The sequence below is a fragment of the Chitinophaga sp. genome (assembly GCF_036569125.1).
GTDB lineage: Bacteria > Bacteroidota > Bacteroidia > Chitinophagales > Chitinophagaceae > Chitinophaga.
This window is the reverse complement of the sequence record NZ_DATCRF010000023.1, coordinates 1-16,041: the sequence shown is the minus strand read 5'-3', so window position 1 is coordinate 16,041 and position 16,041 is coordinate 1. Positions and strand designations below refer to the sequence as shown.

At 49.0% G+C, this 16,041-nt stretch carries 12 protein-coding genes; 4 read left to right on the top strand and 8 right to left on the bottom strand.

The features are described from left to right. Positions 1-725, top strand: a 725-nt coding sequence (locus VIM87_RS00830) for a TonB-dependent receptor (RefSeq protein WP_331995132.1), incomplete at its 5' end; no start/stop codon positions are given. Positions 726-801: 76 nt separating this feature from the next. Here the strand turns inward: VIM87_RS00830 and galK are convergent. Together galK and VIM87_RS00820 are read right to left on the bottom strand one after the other, a co-directional pair. Further along, positions 802-1,995 (bottom strand): galactokinase, encoded by a 1,194-nt coding sequence (gene galK, locus VIM87_RS00825; protein ID WP_331995131.1) that lies wholly within the window; start codon positions 1,993-1,995, stop codon positions 802-804. A 392-nt stretch (positions 1,996-2,387) separates the two neighbouring features. Then, positions 2,388-3,428: a LacI family DNA-binding transcriptional regulator gene (locus tag VIM87_RS00820; protein WP_331995130.1), complete on the bottom strand. Its 1,041-nt coding sequence runs from the start codon at positions 3,426-3,428 to the stop codon at positions 2,388-2,390. A gap of 62 nt (positions 3,429-3,490) precedes the next feature. On the opposite strand from VIM87_RS00820, the gene VIM87_RS00815 reads away from it, so the two are divergent. The 3 genes from VIM87_RS00815 to VIM87_RS00805 all read left to right on the top strand — a co-directional run bounded on the left by VIM87_RS00815 (position 3,491) and on the right by VIM87_RS00805 (position 6,058). Next, positions 3,491-4,615 carry a DUF5009 domain-containing protein gene (locus tag VIM87_RS00815; protein ID WP_331995129.1) on the top strand — a complete coding sequence of 375 codons (1,125 nt, stop codon included), beginning with the start codon at positions 3,491-3,493 and terminating at the stop codon, positions 4,613-4,615. A 96-nt stretch (positions 4,616-4,711) separates the two neighbouring features. Further along, positions 4,712-5,497, top strand: a complete 786-nt coding sequence (locus VIM87_RS00810; RefSeq protein ID WP_331995128.1) for an SDR family oxidoreductase — start codon at positions 4,712-4,714, stop codon at positions 5,495-5,497. Positions 5,498-5,554: 57 nt separating this feature from the next. Beyond that, the gene (locus VIM87_RS00805) at positions 5,555-6,058 is read left to right on the top strand and encodes a hypothetical protein (protein WP_331995127.1); all 504 of its coding nucleotides are present in this window, start codon (positions 5,555-5,557) and stop codon (positions 6,056-6,058) included. Positions 6,059-6,176: 118 nt separating this feature from the next. Here VIM87_RS00805 and VIM87_RS00800 read toward each other — a convergent pair whose 3' ends face one another. The 6 genes from VIM87_RS00800 to VIM87_RS00775 form a co-directional block, all read right to left on the bottom strand. Continuing rightward, the gene (locus VIM87_RS00800; protein WP_331995126.1) at positions 6,177-7,622 is read right to left on the bottom strand and encodes a SusD/RagB family nutrient-binding outer membrane lipoprotein; all 1,446 of its coding nucleotides are present in this window, start codon (positions 7,620-7,622) and stop codon (positions 6,177-6,179) included. A gap of 23 nt (positions 7,623-7,645) precedes the next feature. Continuing rightward, entirely contained in the window at positions 7,646-10,843 is a 3,198-nt protein-coding gene (locus VIM87_RS00795; RefSeq protein WP_331995125.1) for a SusC/RagA family TonB-linked outer membrane protein, read from the bottom strand. 321 nt (positions 10,844-11,164) lie between these two features. Further along, a complete protein-coding gene (locus VIM87_RS00790) occupies positions 11,165-12,748 on the bottom strand; it encodes a hypothetical protein (RefSeq protein ID WP_331995124.1) in 1,584 nt (527 codons plus the stop codon). A 31-nt stretch (positions 12,749-12,779) separates the two neighbouring features. After that, positions 12,780-13,604: an N-acetylmuramoyl-L-alanine amidase gene (locus tag VIM87_RS00785; RefSeq protein WP_331995123.1), complete on the bottom strand. Its 825-nt coding sequence runs from the start codon at positions 13,602-13,604 to the stop codon at positions 12,780-12,782. 91 nt (positions 13,605-13,695) lie between these two features. Continuing rightward, positions 13,696-15,474, bottom strand: coding sequence for an ABC transporter ATP-binding protein (locus VIM87_RS00780; protein ID WP_331995122.1), 1,779 nt, complete (start codon positions 15,472-15,474; stop codon positions 13,696-13,698). Between the two features lie 106 nt (positions 15,475-15,580). Further along, a partial coding sequence (locus tag VIM87_RS00775) for a glycoside hydrolase domain-containing protein (protein WP_331995121.1) occupies positions 15,581-16,041 on the bottom strand: 461 nt, incomplete at its 5' end.

The following is a 16,041-nucleotide window of genomic DNA, read 5'->3' as shown; positions in this document are numbered from 1 at the left end:
TTACGGTTAGCCGCGGCTACTCTACCCCTGCTATTGCCGAAGTACGCGCCTCTGATAATATTATTAATACCGCCCTGCAGGCAGAGAATGGCTGGAACCATGAAGTGGGCCTGCGCATGAGCGGCAACCGTAACCGTTTTTGGATAGACGCCTCTGTATATTACTATCGCCTGCAAAACGCCATTGTGCGCAACCTGCATGATGATGGCACGGAATTCTTTACCAATGCAGGCGGCACCCATCAAACGGGAGTAGAAGCACAGGGCATGTTATGGATCCTGGCCCCGCGGCAGCATGGCGTGTTAAGAGGGCTGCAATGGCAAAGCAGCTATACGTATAGCCATTTCCGTTTTAGCGATTACAAAAGCGCCGGGCAGGATTTTTCCGGTAACCAGCTGACCGGCGTACCTAAACAGGTAGCGGTTAACAGCCTGCTGGTGCAGCTGCCGGCCGGCATCTATGTTTTTGGCCAGCATAATTTCACAGACCGGCTGCCGCTGGATGATGCCAATACTGCTTTTGCCCGCTCCTATAACCTGGTGCAATGCAAGGCCGGCTGGCAAATACCACATGCCGGCAAATGCCGTATATCCGTATACGTGGGGGCAGATAATTTGCTGAACCAGTCTTACAGCCTGGGGAATGATCTGAATGCCGTAGGCAAACGTTATTATAACCCGGCGCCGGGCAGGAACTACTTTGGCGGCGCGGAGCTGATGTTCTGAAATAAATGTGGCACACCGTACTGGTGTGCCACCCCTTGTAAATTTGCATTTTATAGCTGAGTATCAATGCCGGTAATTATGCCATCACCCGGCAACCATCTTCAATACTGGTTACGTAGGCTTTTAACGGAATATTGAACTGCTGCTGGTATCCCTGACCTGCTTTTGCAATAAAATCTTCCACCGCGTGGGTTTGTACTATATTAATAGTGCAGCCGCCAAAACCGCCGCCCATCATACGTGCGCCCAGCACGCCGGATTCACCGGAGGCCATTTCAGCCAGCCAGTTCAGCTCAGCGCAGCTAACATCATATAACTTATCCAGCCCTTCGTGCGTAGCAAACATGCGCTGTCCAAAAGCTGAGAGGTCATCTTTGATCAGGTCTGCACAGGCATCCTGCAAACGCTGTATTTCTTCTACCACATACCGGCAACGGTTATACGTAACCGTGTTAAAAGGTTTTACATATGCATCCAGCATATCCATGCTTACCTGCCGCAGGCTGCTTACCTCCGGATGGTGCCGGCTTACCAGCTTTACGCCCTGCTCACATTCTGCCCGGCGGGTATTGTATTCGGATGATGCCAGGGAATGTTTCACCTGGGTATCCAGCAGCACCAGCTTCACATCATCAAAACGGAAAGGAATATATTCATACTCCAGCGAGCCACAGTCCAGCTTTATAAGGTGCTGGCGCTTCCCAAAAATACTCGCAAACTGGTCCATGATGCCGCAGCGCACGCCTACAAAATTATTTTCTGCAGCTTGTGCAAAACGGGCCATATCCATTTTAGAGATATTCAGCTCAAACAGCTGGTTCAGGGCAAACAGCACGGCGCATTCCAGCGCAGCGGATGATGAAAGGCCGGCTCCCTGCGGAATATTACCGCCAAAGGCACACTCAAATCCCTGTATAGGATAACCCTTTTGCTGCAGCTGCTGCACTACACCCAGTAAATAATCAGGCCAGTGTTTGGAGGATGGCTGCAGGCTATCCAGGCTGCCGGTGTAATGATCATCCAGGTCCAGTGCATGAAAACGCAGCTGCTGATCGTTCCGTTTAATAATGCCCAGGTAGATGGCTTTGTCAATGGCGGCCGGCAGCACAAAGCCGTTGTTATAGTCCGTATGCTCACCAATAAGATTAATACGGCCGGCGGCGCGGATCATCAGGGGTGCTGCATTGAAATTGGCTTCACAAAACGCCTGCAGGACTGCTGCCGGACTGGCTGATCTTTCAATGATCGGTTGAATTTCTTGTACGGACATGTGGAATTATTTATGGTCAGTTCCTGATTTTTACGTAATCGATTACGTTATGACCATAAAGGCTTACGTAAACTGATTAGGAAAATAAAAGTAATCGATTACGTTGAATTGGCCAAATTAATTAATAATTAAGAATTAATAATTAATAGTAGGGAGTACGGGGTTGGAAGTAAGAAGGAAGAAGTAGAAAGTAGGAAATGGGAGTAAGAAAAGGGAGTAGGGAGTAGAAAGTAGGAAGTAGGAAGTTGGAAGTTGGAAGTTGGCGATCGGAGGTTTAAAGCAGAAGGTTGAAGGTTGGAAGTAGCTAACCAAACAACCAATCCCCGTACAACCGCCACACTCAGTACTCAATTAGTAATTCGTAATTCGTAATTGACAATTCGTAATTCCCCCTACTTCCTTTGACTGGATTGCCTGAACACCGGCACCGGCTCCAGTATGATCCTGGATTTAGTATGATGCTTCACCGGCTCCCCTCCTTCTTCGATCAGCTCTAACAGCAGCTTAAAAGCTTCCTTGCCCATTTGCACGGTTTGCTGGTCTATGCTGCTTAGGCTGGGGGTAATATGCTCTCCAAAAGATTCATTGGCAAAACCCACCACGCCAAAATCCTGGGGAATGGAGATCTGCCGGTCCTTCAGCTCTTTAATAGCGCCCAGGGCAGAGAAATCTTCCACTGCAAAAGCAGCATCAGGCGGCGTGGCCAGTGTTAAGAAATGGCTGATGGCCTGGCGGCCGGCCTCTATGGATACGTTACCGTTATAGATCAGAGAGTCGTCTACCGGCAGGTTGTTGGCAGTCAGTGCTGCCTTGTAACCTTCCAGCCGGTCACGGAATATTTTTAAGTGCTGCTGCCCGGCAATGTGCGCAATACGGCGGTAGCCCTGGTGCACCAGGTGTTCTGTGGCATAGTACGCGCCCTTGAAATCATCCACCACTACTGATGGAATGTTCAGGGTATCATTGGCCCGGTCAAAGAACACCAGGGGCAACCCTCTTTCCTTTATTTCCAGGTAGTGTTTAAAGTTGGTGGTTTCTTTAGCAATGGAAGCCAGGATCCCATCCACCCGCGTACCCAGGAAGGTAGTGATGCCTTTTTGCTCAAACTCCGGCTGCTCATTGGATTGGTAAATGAGCACATTATAGCCATGCTTGTTGGCCATGTTCTCAATACCATGTATCACGGAGCCAAAAAAGTTGATCTCCGCGCTGGGAATGATCACTCCAATAATATTGGTACGGCCCGCCCGCAGGGAATAAGCAATACGGTCGCGGTGATAGTTCATACGCGCGGCGGCTGCCTGTACCAGCTTGCGGGTATCCTCACTGGTGCCTTTACGGTTATTCAGCGCCCGCGATACCGTGGCGCCGGTAAGATTAAGCTCCCGGGCTATATCTGCGATGGTAACTTTCTGGTTGACTGGTTTGGACATTTGCCACAATGTAGGAAAAACAGCGTTTTTTACGTATTATTCAGAATTAATTCCTTCACCTTATGTCGTCAGCACCACAAAGATTCCTGCCGCTGGATGTATTCCGGGGTATGACCGTATGTTTCATGATCATTGTAAATACACCGGGTTCCGAAGACACTTTTGCACCGCTCCTTCATGCTCACTGGCATGGCTGTACGCCTACCGACCTGGTATTCCCTTCCTTCCTGTTTGCTGTGGGCAACGCCATGAGCTTTAGCATGCGCAAATACGAGCAGCTGGGCACGGGAGCAGTGCTGGGTAAAATATTACGCCGGACCTTCCTCATTTTCTTATTAGGGTTCCTGATGTACTGGCTGCCTTTTGTACGTCATTCTGCCGACGGTGGCTGGGAATTCATTCCTATTGGCGATACCCGCATACTGGGCGTGTTACAGCGTATAGCCCTGTGTTATGGCCTGGCCTCGCTCATGATCTATTTCCTGCCTAAGAAAGGTGTATGGGCATTATCCGCCGTGCTCTTATTAGGATACTGGCTGATCCTTTGGCTGTTTGGCCAGCCCGGGGATCAATATAGCCTGCATGGCAATGCCGTGCTGACCTTTGACCGTTTTATCATGGGCGACCGTCACCTGTACAAAGGCGAAGGTTTTCCTTTTGACCCTGAAGGTATTTTAAGCACCCTGCCGGCCATTGTAAACGTGGTAGCAGGTTATTACACCGGGCTTTTTGTACAGCAGCAGGGCAAAACACAAAAAGGCCTTACCCGGCTTATAGTAGCAGGTGTGGCGCTGATCATTGCTGCACAGATATGGAACCTTGCATTTCCTATCAATAAAAAGATCTGGACCAGCTCTTATGTGCTGTTCACTGTGGGCATTGACCTGCTGCTGCTATCCCTGCTGATCTTTGTTATAGACTTTAAACAACAAACCGGCTGGACGGGCTTCTTTACTGTGTTTGGCAAGAACCCGCTGTTCCTGTACCTGCTGTCTGAAGTAGTGGTGATATTCCTGTATTTCATCCACACCGGCGGTGTTTCCGTATATACCTGGATAAACGATCATATTTTCCAGCCCATTGCACCGGGCAAAGTAGGCTCATTGCTGTTTGCGCTGACCTACATGCTGTTTTGCTGGAGCGTAGGAAAAATACTGGACCGTAAGCGTATTTATGTACGTGTATAAAATGTAAGTTGACAATGAAGAATTAATCAGGATATTGCATTGATTTACAATTACTATCCGTTTAATTCTTCATTGTTAATTAAATTACGGGGAACCATGGAACTTTCATTAAAGGGGAAAACCGCGCTCATATGCGGTAGCTCACAAGGTATAGGACTGGCCGCTGCAAAGGAGCTGGCTGCTGCCGGTGCAGAATGCATCCTGATCTCAAAAACAGAAGCCCGGCTAAAAAAAGCAAAGGCGTTGCTGAACACCAGCGCGCAACAGCAACATCATTTTGTAGTAGCTGATTTCCGGGACCCTTCCTGGGTGGAGCAGGTGATCACTTCCCTTACAGAAACCCGCACCATTCATATTTTAGTTAACAATACCGGCGGCCCTGCGCCCGGCCCCATCCTGGATGCCAAGGCGCATGCCTTTACAGAAGCATATAACCAGCACCTGGTGTGCAATCACATCCTGTCACAGGCTGTGATCCCGGGTATGACGGCGGCTGGTTACGGCCGCATCATTAATATTATTTCCACTTCCGTAAAAACTCCCCTGAAAAATTTAGGCGTATCCAATACCACCCGCTGGGCCGTGGCGGCCTGGGCTAAAACCATGGCCGGCGAGCTGGCGCCCTATGGCATTACTGTAAATAATGTATTACCCGGCGCTACCGCTACTGCCCGCCTGCGCGCTGTTATCAGCGCCAGCGCAGAAGCGCGCAATGTGCCCGAAGCAGATATTGAGCAGGAGTGGCTGGCAGAAATACCCATGAAACGTTTCGGGCAACCGGAGGAAGTAGCTGCCCTGGTGGCTTTCCTTGCGTCCCCCAGCGCCAGCTACATTACGGGAACAAATATTTCCGTAGACGGCGGCAGAACGCCTGTGGGATGATAATTAATTACAGGCATCAATATTGCAGGATCAGGGTGGTTCAAACTGGAATTGCTTATGTTTTTTCTGACTTCACGACAGGTGATCTTCACCTTTTGCGCAGGTCTGCTATTTACTGCCTGTACGCAATCAACACACAATAAAAATGTTACCCAGGCTACAGACACCAGCGCCAGCGCTGTTACAGCCGTACCCGATCTGGGCGATACACCGGCAGTGCCCGACACACAGTTTATTGTAGTAGACTCTATGGTAAATATCAAAGTTAATGACCAGGCAGTGCCAAGGGGCCCACACTCATTTGACAGCGTGCTGACAGCCTACTGGACAGATTGTTATAAAAGCAACGGCAAGCTGCCGGCTTACCTGCGTTTTAAATACCAGGGTACTGTGATGATGGGCGCCCGTGGAAATTTAATGGATGCGGTTGTGCGGGTGCAGGATTCCGTGAAAGATCATATTGCCCGGGAAAAATTTTCACAGGAATTTCATAAGATAGATCCGCAGCATCAGAAAGAATTAGAGAAGCTGTACCCGGTACTTTTTCAGCGAAGGCTTTGAGAGAAGCGCAAAGCATAAAGCAGAAAGCAAAAAGCAGAAAGCCATTGTAATGACTTCCTGCTTTTTGCTTTTTAACCTAATGCTCTACGCATTAAGCTTTATGCTTTACGCTTTCTGCTTAGTACGCGTCAAACCACAACTTAGTCGTTAACACATCAGCGCCCTGCGTAGCTACGGCTGTTTTATAATTTTCGCGGTTCACAGCCTGTTCCGTAGAAGGATAGGTGAAACGCAAAGGGATCTTACCCTGCAGCACACCGGAATAAGCCGGTTTCAGCTGCGGATAATCCAGGCGGCGCCATTCTGCAAAGGCTTCCAGGCCATTCCCAAACAGGGCCAGCCATTTTTGATCTCCGATAGATTGTTTATAGTTGTTAGCGTTGTACACCACCGCAGGCTGCGCTAAATATTTAGTCACCAGTGAATCTGTTACGCCATATTGTTTTAATGAAGCGGTAACTGCCTGGTTGTAATAAGTGGCTGCATTACCGCTTAGCCAGCCTCTTTGTGCAGCTTCTGCCTGAATGAACAACAGCTCTGCATAGCTGAACAATACTGCAGGCGCATCGCTGGTCTTAAATACAGTACCAATATCGGAGGTTCTGTCAAAACCCAGGCGGGCAGCGGAATCCACCGGCAGGCCATTGGTTACGCCAATAAGATCGTGCACGCTGGTATCCTTAGCCTTATCCGCATAAATGGTTAAGCGCGGATCGTTGAGCGCCTTCAGCCTATCAACGATCGTTTTACTGATACGGTAGTCGTTCCGGGTTTCGCGGTTGCGGCCTACCGGGTTTTGGTTGGGCGATGCTTTGTAATTAAGCTGGATGTTCTCTTTATTATCTGCCACCAGTAAAGCAGCATCTGAGCCTACTTCTGCGAATACGGCCTTTGATACTTCCGGCAGCTTGTCGGCAATGCGGAGGGCAATGCGCAGGCGCAGGCTGTTGGCAAACTTTTTCCATAAGCGCATATTGCCGGCCAGCAAAATATCGCCCTGTATGGGATTGCCGGTTTCGTCTATCAGCTGTGAGGCGGTTTTCAGCTCGGCCAGTATGCCGGTGTAAATATCCTTCTGCTCATCATACTTAGGCGTAAGATATTGCCGGATGTTAGCGGCCTGTGAGTAAGGCACACTGCCAAACAGGTCGGTTACATTCTGGAACAGCCAGGCCCGCATAATAAGGCCTACGGCTTTGTAGTTGGGATTGGGCAAGCTATCGCCCAGCTGCACCAGGGTGGTAAAATCTTCTATACCCTGTGCATAAAAATTGCTCCACACGGTTTGAATGTTGGCTGCTGCCGGTATATAACGGTCAGGATCTGTATACTGGATCTTAGACCAGTACTGCACGTACAGCAGGGCTGCTTCCATAGCGGCTTCATTACCCCAGTAAGTATCCACGTTGGCTTTAATACCGTTGCTCAGCAGGTAATCCGGCTGCACAACGCGGGGTTCATTCGGGTTTTGGTTAATGCGGTCCAGCTGTTTCTGGCAACCGCTTATAACAGCTACCAGCGGCAGTGCTAACCATAATGTATATATGAATTTTAACTTTTTCATGTTATTCAGTTTCGCGTTCACAATTAAAAGGATGCTCTCAGGTTAATACCAAAGCTGCGTGCCGTAGGGATCTGCAAGGTTTCCAGCCCCTGCCCGTTACCGGTGTTGAAAGCAGTTTCGGGGTCAATGTTGGGCACTTTCTTGTCGATGATCCAGAGGTTACGGCCGGTGAGCGTAATGTTCAGGTCCTGAAAACGCAGGCCGCGAAGCCACTCATGCGGGAAGGTATAACCGATCCTTACTTCGCGCAGCTTAATAAAGGAGGCATCGTACACGCTGCTTTCATTCAGGCTGCTGTTATATACCGCTTTGTAATAGGATTGTGCAGGCAGAATAGTTGTGTTCTGCTTACCATCGGCAGTTTTCCCGTTAAAGATCATACCATCATGATATACGGTAGCACCGCCCGGCGCGCCGGTATTATGATCTGCCAGCTGCACGGGTGTAGCCTTTTTATCATTACCCGGGTAGTAATAGGGCAAGCCGCCGTGTTCCGCATCGCGGCCAGGCAGGCTTTCGGCCAGCACACCGGTATAAATGCCGGTGTAGTTGGTACCGGACCAAATGGAGCCGCCTTGTTTGGTGTCGATCAAAAAGCTGATGCTAACGCCTTTGTAAGAGAGCACGTTATTGATGCTGCCGATCCATTTGGGCGTATAATAACCCAGTATTTTTTTATTGGGATCAATGGCGGGCGAACCATCGGCATTCACCAGGATCTGGCCCTGGTCATTACGCAGGAAAGCCTTGCCGAACAAGGCGCCGTAACGCTGTCCCTTGCTGGCCAGCACCTGTATGTTACCGCTGCTGCCCAGTACATAATCATTCAGGAAACCATCTTTATCCAACTCCACTACCTTGCTTACGTTCCTGGAATAATTCACGTTCACGTCCCAACGAAAACCGGATGCGGTGCTAACCGGTGTTAAACCCAGGGTTACTTCTATCCCGTGGTTATTGATCTTACCGGCATTCAGCAGCTTTTTCAGGTAACCCGTGGTAGGGCTTACATCTGCCAGCAATATCTGGTTAGAGCTGTTGGAGTTGTAGTACGTAACATCCAGCCGTGCGCGGTCTTTGAACAGGCCTATTTCCGCACCTACTTCTGTAGCGGTGGTGATCTCCGGCTTCAGATCATCCTTCAGGAATTTATCAGATACTGTTAATAAAGGATTATTATCAAAAGGCTGGTTGAACGGATAAGTGTTGATCAGCTGGTAAGGATCTGTATCCTTACCTACCTGTGCCCATCCACCGCGAACTTTCAGCAGGGAAAGCACATTGCTTTGAATGTGCAATGCTTCGCTCAGCACCAGGCTGGCATTTACTGAAGGGTAAAAATAGGAGTTGTTGCCTTTGGGTAAGGTAGATGACCAGTCGTTACGCGCTGTAAGGTTTAAGAACGCATAGTCCCGGAAACCCAGCTGGGCAGAGGAGAACAAGCTATATACCCGCAGCTTTGAAAAGTTGTTGGTGGAGATCACCGGGTCACGTGAGTTATTGAGCGTGTACACATCTTTCACGGCCAGGCGCGGCGCTTGCTGGTAGTTATTTTCCAGCTGATTGGTGCGCACATTACCGCCTGCCAGCACATCCAGGTTAAAATCCTTGTTCAGTTTTTTGTTGGCATTCAGGGTAAATTCTGAGTTGGTTTCTGTTACCGCATAGGCATCTTCCGTATAAGAGCCATAGGGCGTACCGTTGGAGCCATAAGCTACCTTGTACTTACGGCGGTCGTTATAATAATCCGTACCTACGCGCAGGTTGGCGGTTAACCAATCCAGCACCTGGTAAGAGAGGCGCGCATTGCCAAAGAAACGGTTACGGTTCTGCGCTACGGTATTTTCATACTGGATCCAGTAGGGATTGCTGTAATAGCTGTGGTTCCAGTTATAATCATTGCCATTGGCGTCTTTATAGCTGCGCAGCAGCTTTGTATCTACCTGGCGGCCAAACCAGATGAACTGCAGTGTAACACTGTTCGAGCGTCTGCCATCCACGCCCGGCAGGTTATCTGCATTACCGCGAATGTAGCTGCCATAAGTGCTTAGTGTAAGCTTGGGTGCTATGCGGTAAGTGCTGTTAAAGGTAAAGGAGTTGCGGGTAATACCGGTGTTGGGTAACAGGCCGGTTTGTTTGGTATTGTTATAAGAGAACCGGTAATCCAGCTTATCATTTGTACCCGCAACAGATAAACCATTGTTCAGCGTATAACCGGTTTCATAAAAGTCGCGCACATTATCAGGATGCGCTACCCAGGGCGCAGGCTGGCCGTTGGAGAAGAACTGGCGGATAAGACGTCCGTCCAGCTTGGGCCCCCAGCTTTCATCCACGCCATCATTAATACCGCCTCCTTTACCATCCACATAATCAAACTGCCCGCCGGAACCCTGGCCATAAACATCCTGGTATTTAGGCAAGGTAAGCAGCGTTTGCATAGTAGCGCTGGAATTAACGGTAATTCCCAAGCCCTTTGCACCACGGCCGGTTTTTGTTTTTAACACCAGTACACCGTTTGCTGCGCGGGATCCGTACAAAGCCGCCGCGTTAGGGCCTTTCAGCACGCTGATGGATTCGATATCATCCGGGTTCAGGTCGGAAATAGCATTGGGAAAATCGCGGGCAGTAGCAATACCAACGCCCAGCTGGCTATTATCTATGGGAATACCATCCAGCACAAACAAGGGCTGGTTATTACCTGCAATAGAGGTTTCGCCACGGATCACGATGCGGGAAGAGCCCAGGTCGCCCTGGCTGTTGGTGATATTTACGCCGGCTATTTTACCGGACAGCGCGTTCACTAAATTGGTTTCGCGCGCTTCGGTAATATCGCGGGATTTCAGCTCCTGTACCGCATATCCCAGTGATCTTTTTTCGCGGGAAATGCCCAGGGCCGTTACCACTACTTCCTGCAAACGGCTTTCTGAACTTTCCAGCGCTACGTTAATAACGCGTGTATCATTTACTGCTATATCCACACCGGTATAACCAATGTAGGAAAAGTGCAGCGTATCATTTGCCCTGGCGGAGATGGAATATTTACCATCCGCATCTGTTTGCGTGCCTTTGCTGCTGCCCTTTACCGTAACTACGGCGCCGGGCACGCGTTGTGCATCCGCTTTAAAAGTGACCACCCCCGTGATCTTTGTATCCTGCCCGTATCCGGCCTGCTGTACTAACAGCAGCACGGACAGCAATACGATGGTGTGTAAAAATTTCATGATAAAACTGGTTTTAATTGATTGTTCACGACAATAGGAATTGTGTTGCGGCGATGACCGCAAAGAAGCGCCTGTATCACAGATGCCTGATCAGATAGATTATATGCGTATTATTAACAACAGCCCTGACAGGGCATACAGCGATGAATGAAGGCGCCTGAAATATAATTGAGATGTTGGCTACAATAAAGCACAGGGTATAAGCCCCTGCCGGTATACACCGTGTCAGTCGTCATTTATGGCTGGATTTAGTTTCCAGGCCCAAAAGTAGTAATATTTTACTATTCTACAAATACTATGGACTAAATAGAAATATCTACATTAATACCGTACGCCGGCCTTTCTTAATTCTGTTTCATAAAAAATGATGGCATCTTTCCAGGCGCCAAAGCTCAGGTCGCCAAACCGGAAGGGATCCCTCACTTCTTTTACGCCGGCCGGGGCTTCCTCATCTACATCCACATAAGTGGTATCTGTTCTTTCTTTGGGAAGAATAGCAGGTATATTACGCCTTTCATCATCCTTTTTCCGTGGTGCAACCAGTAACAGCTGTCTTTTTAACAAGGCATCCAGTGAACGCATTGTTTCATCCATCATTTCACTACCCTTATCGGTTACTATTGTGTTCTTTACTTTCAATTCATTTAATTGTTTATTGATCTCCACCAGCTGATTCTCCAGCGCCTTATTATTCATATCTGACATAAACTGGCTAAAGAGGCCTTTCTGTTTTTCCAATAATCCGGCTGCCAGGGATTCGTTTGAGTATGCCTCAACCGTTTTCTCCCGCCGCAATGGATATTTACTTTTCAGCACTTGTGGTAACGCCTGCCCAAATCCACTTAACAGCTCCTTATCCATATCCTTACCCCTTACCCAGACTGCTACTGTTTCATCAGCCAATGTTTTTCGCCACAATGCCTCTAGATCTGCACGGGTGTTTGCAGGGAACCTGTTCTTCTCAATATCAGTATCTATCCCGTCCGGACTTAAAGATTCCTCTATTCTGCCAAAGTACACAGTAGCTATATCTGCCATAGTGCGGATGGCGGCTTTAAGGAAGGGCGGCATGGGTGTAGTAGCCTCCACAGATTTTTCAATGACGGCTACTATTATTTTATACACCTCATTGGTGAAAAGAACAGCCATATCCCTGGGCTGCGTTGAATGCCGTTTATCTACATAATACTGGCCGGTTTCAAAACTTTGTGATACGCCCTGGTTTACATCCAGGTATTCATGCAGGTTAATTGCACTTTCTTTTGTGGGGGAAACATTTACCTGGAAGGCTCCCTTTTTTTGGTTGATGGTTACCTGTGGGCCCGCACCCTCATTCATCTTAAGACCATCTGCTGTTAAAACAATTCCCTGCATGCTGGAGAGTGGTACTGCCTGGCCTTGCGTAAGGGCGCCTGCGGCACTGCCGATCTCCCTGGCCCCTTCTGCCAACGGAGAGTTTAACGCAACATCTGGCTGATCATATTTACCGGTAGCGAATTCCAGGGTAGCTACCCCATGGGTTGCGTCCAGTTTTCGGGGATGTTCCAGGTGCACTTCCGTTGGCTGTCCATTTACCATCATGGCAGCTACAGAAGTTCCCTGGGGAAAGTTTTCCGGGCTGGTGTAGGTCAGCTGCCCTTTTACTTCTATTTCAGCGCCTATTTTACGTTGCACTACCTGGCCGGCCGGCAGGGCAAAACGGCCCGGCAATTGCTCACGCGATCCATGTTTTAATTGTGGTACAAATTGCAATGGCAGCGGCCTTGCTGAAGATGTTTTCACTAAACCTGCATTATTATGTTGCGTGGGTGTAAATGCAACTGCTTTGCGCTGCACACCTGCAGTGCCAATAGCTTCCTGTGCGGAACGGCCGGAGGGTGCGGCCGGAAAATAGTGTCTTAACATAAGGATTGAGGGCTTACATAAATATACTCTTTTATTGGCTCTGCTCCATAATACTATACAGGATCTTTCTTTCTCCCATACTTAAGGTATCCCGTGTGAGGGAATCAGCCGGGATCCAATGCCGCTTAAATGCGCCGATGGCGGCCACACTGTCTTTTACATTATAACCGATGATGCGCAGCCCCTGCAGATTGTTAAAATTATCCGGTACTGTAATATTAGCCGTATCTCCATACCAAAGGCCAAAACCTTTTTCCGCCAGCTGCTGCCAGGGGAAATACGCGCTGGGGTCTACTTTGCGGCCGGGTGCAATATCGCCATGACCAATAATATTCGCAGCAGGGATCGTATACCGGCGCCGCAGCGTATCCAGTAAGATCATCAGGCTGCGGATCTGCTGCGGGGGAAAGGGCTCAAAACCATTATTATCTACTTCTATACCTATGGAAGATGAGTTAACATCTGTAAGGCTGCCCCATTTGGCTGCGCCGGCATGCCAGGCGCGCAGGTAATCATTCAGCATTTGATGCACTACGCCATCCCGGCAAATTACGTAATGCGCACTCACCTGTGTGCTGGGCATGGTAAAGGTGCGCAACGTTTGATCACAGCTGTTTTGTGCAGTATGGTGAATGATCACGTAATTGGGTTTGCGGATACTAAAGTTGGTTGTACCGGCCCACCAGGTAACATTCTGCACGGAATCAATATGCACGGGCGCCGGGGGCTGGCGTAATACTTTTGAAAAAGCTTTTACCTGTTGTTTATGCACTTTATTGGTAGCCCTGTATGGTGAACTGGCGCAGCTATATATACATGCAATGAACGTGATAAATACCAGAACGCGGATCATCATAATCATACTTTTTGTGAAAAGTGAAGGGTGAAAGGAGCAGCACAACTTCCTTTCACCGCTATTAAAACCAATGTTATGCCAAAAAGTTCGGTTACTGGTAATGTTTGCCAATAGTATCTTTCTGGTGTTTCCAAAGCTCCTGGAAAATGGGGCTGTTATCCCGCAAATGCTCAAAAGTGCCTTCATCTACAATATACCCCTGCCGTAAGATATATACGTAGTCAAACTGCCCCAGCAGGTGCAGGCGGTGCATGGAGGAAACAAGGGCTTTATCTGCAAATGCTTTGAACAGCTTATCGTAGATCATGGCTTCCGTTTTTGGGTCCACGCTGCTGGTGGGTTCATCCAGCAATACCAGCTCGCTTTCACGGGCAGCTAAAATGCCACGGGCCAGCGCCAGGCGCTGTTTCTGGCCGCCGGAAAGATTTACGCCCTTTTCGCGGATGTCTGATCCCAGCCCCTGTGGCAGCTGCTGGATCACATCTGTAAAATGTGCGCTTTCGCATACGCTCAGAATATCTTCTTCGCTGAAAGGCAGGCCCAGCGTAACGTTATAGGCAATGGTATTTTCAAAGATCTCAGGCTCCTGCGGGAACAGGGTTACTGTTTCATTGATCGTATCCAGCCCGTATGGCTTACCATCTACCGTTAATTCCATACCCGGCTGCGGGTTGTACAAGCCTCTTAATAAAGACAGCAGGGTACTTTTGCCACTGCCGCTTTCCCCTATCAGCGCAATACGTTTGCCGCGGCCAATGGTAATGTTCAAACGGTGCAGGCTTTGCGGCGCATGTTCCGCATCATACTGCTCCCGGTGTGAGAAGCTCAGCTCTTTTATCTGAATGGTCTGCCATTTCTCCGGCAGGTCTGTAGGCGCATCGGGGCGATGTTGCTGCAGATAGGCCTCCTTAATATTGCCGGCCGTTTGTACGTAGGTGTTATACTGCACAATATCCGTATACTGCCAGGCAATATCATGGAACACGCTGGTGAACTGGTTTACATATCCCAGCAATGTGACCAGACCCGCTACATAAAATACCTTACCCGGTTCCCAGTGCTGGTACACATAGCCGGCTGCAATTACGCAGTAGATCAGCGTTACCATCATATCTGCACAAAACCATTTCCATTCATTGATCTTTACATTTTTGCGGAAAGGGCTGGCAATATGCTGCACTTTTTTCAGCAGGCCGGTTTCCATACTTTTTTCCAGCCGCAGGGTGATCACCGTCATGATGTTGGATAAACTATCGAACAAAGTGGAAGATACCACGTGCTCCCGTTCATTCACCTGGTCCAGTGTGCGGATGAAAGGCTTATCGAACCGGAAAATGATCCAGATGGTGAAAGCGCCCAGCAATATGCCAATACAGCCATACAGCGGGGAAAAATAAAGCATGGCCACTACGGAGAAAAAGAATTTGGCCAGCGCGTGCATGTACATAAAACCCCGGTCAAAAAACTCCCGTAATGCTTCATATGCCTTGCGGATCCTGTTTATGGTGGCGCCGCTGTGATGATCCTGGTGCCATTTTACCGGCAGGTGTAATGCCTGGTGATAACGTTCCTGCAAAAAGTTGCGGCTCAGGTTAAAGGCCAGCTGCCGCTCCATTACGCGGGCCGGCCCGTGAAAAGACCACTCTGTTAATTTCAGTAAAAAATAACCGCCTGCATACAACAGCGTGTAGTGCCATACCCGGGCCGTATCCTGCTGTACCTGTCCAATGAACCAGCCGAAAATAAAAGGCGTAAGGGAAGCGGCAATATTGGAGCACAGGAACATGACATATACCAGTACATATTTCTTCCGCTCCTGACGCGCAAAACGCCATGCCGTGCTCAATAGTGATATATAAGGGTTTGCCATGCTGAATAGTTAAGACGGTTAAATGGTGCAATATTTAAGGGTTTGATAAATGGGTGTTAGCGTACCCCATTCATCAAACCCTCAAACAGTATTACAAAAGTAAGAATTATTTCAGCTTCTCATCGCGTGAGAAGGAGTAAGGCGCTGCCGCCGGAGCAGTACCCCTGCTTTTGTTAGGCGTAGCGCTCATGGTAAAGTTAATGGTACCCCCCTGCTGCAGTGCGCTATGCTCAAACCAGTTCTTCGTGTACGGCTGCCCGTTCACTTTCACATCCTGCACATAACGGTTGTCTGCATTGTTCTGCGGAGCGGTGATCACCAGCTTTTTGCCATTCTCCATAGTCACGGTAGCTTTTTTGAACAGCGGTGCGCCTATCACGTACTGCTGTGTACCCGGACAAACAGGGTAAAAGCCCAGCGCGGTAAATACATACCAGGCGGAGGTTTGGCCGTTATCCTCATCCCCGCAATAACCATCCGGCGTAGGCAGGTACAGGCGGTTCATTACCTCGCGCAGCCAGTACTGTGATTTCCAGGGCTGGCCGGCATAGTTGTACAGGTATATCA

Bases quoted from the DNA above. Each gene is read 5' to 3' on its own strand.
- VIM87_RS00780 (WP_331995122.1), bottom strand. From the start codon at position 15,474: ATGGCAAACCCTTATATATCACTATTGAGCACGGCATGGCGTTTTGCG.
- VIM87_RS00800 (WP_331995126.1), bottom strand. From the start codon at position 7,622: ATGAAAAAGTTAAAATTCATATATACATTATGGTTAGCACTGCCGCTG.
- VIM87_RS00820 (WP_331995130.1), bottom strand. From the start codon at position 3,428: ATGTCCAAACCAGTCAACCAGAAAGTTACCATCGCAGATATAGCCCGG.
- VIM87_RS00805 (WP_331995127.1), top strand. From the start codon at position 5,555: ATGTTTTTTCTGACTTCACGACAGGTGATCTTCACCTTTTGCGCAGGT.
- VIM87_RS00815 (WP_331995129.1), top strand. From the start codon at position 3,491: ATGTCGTCAGCACCACAAAGATTCCTGCCGCTGGATGTATTCCGGGGT.
- VIM87_RS00810 (WP_331995128.1), top strand. From the start codon at position 4,712: ATGGAACTTTCATTAAAGGGGAAAACCGCGCTCATATGCGGTAGCTCA.
- VIM87_RS00785 (WP_331995123.1), bottom strand. From the start codon at position 13,604: ATGATGATCCGCGTTCTGGTATTTATCACGTTCATTGCATGTATATAT.
- VIM87_RS00790 (WP_331995124.1), bottom strand. From the start codon at position 12,748: ATGTTAAGACACTATTTTCCGGCCGCACCCTCCGGCCGTTCCGCACAG.
- VIM87_RS00795 (WP_331995125.1), bottom strand. From the start codon at position 10,843: ATGAAATTTTTACACACCATCGTATTGCTGTCCGTGCTGCTGTTAGTA.
- galK (WP_331995131.1), bottom strand. From the start codon at position 1,995: ATGTCCGTACAAGAAATTCAACCGATCATTGAAAGATCAGCCAGTCCG.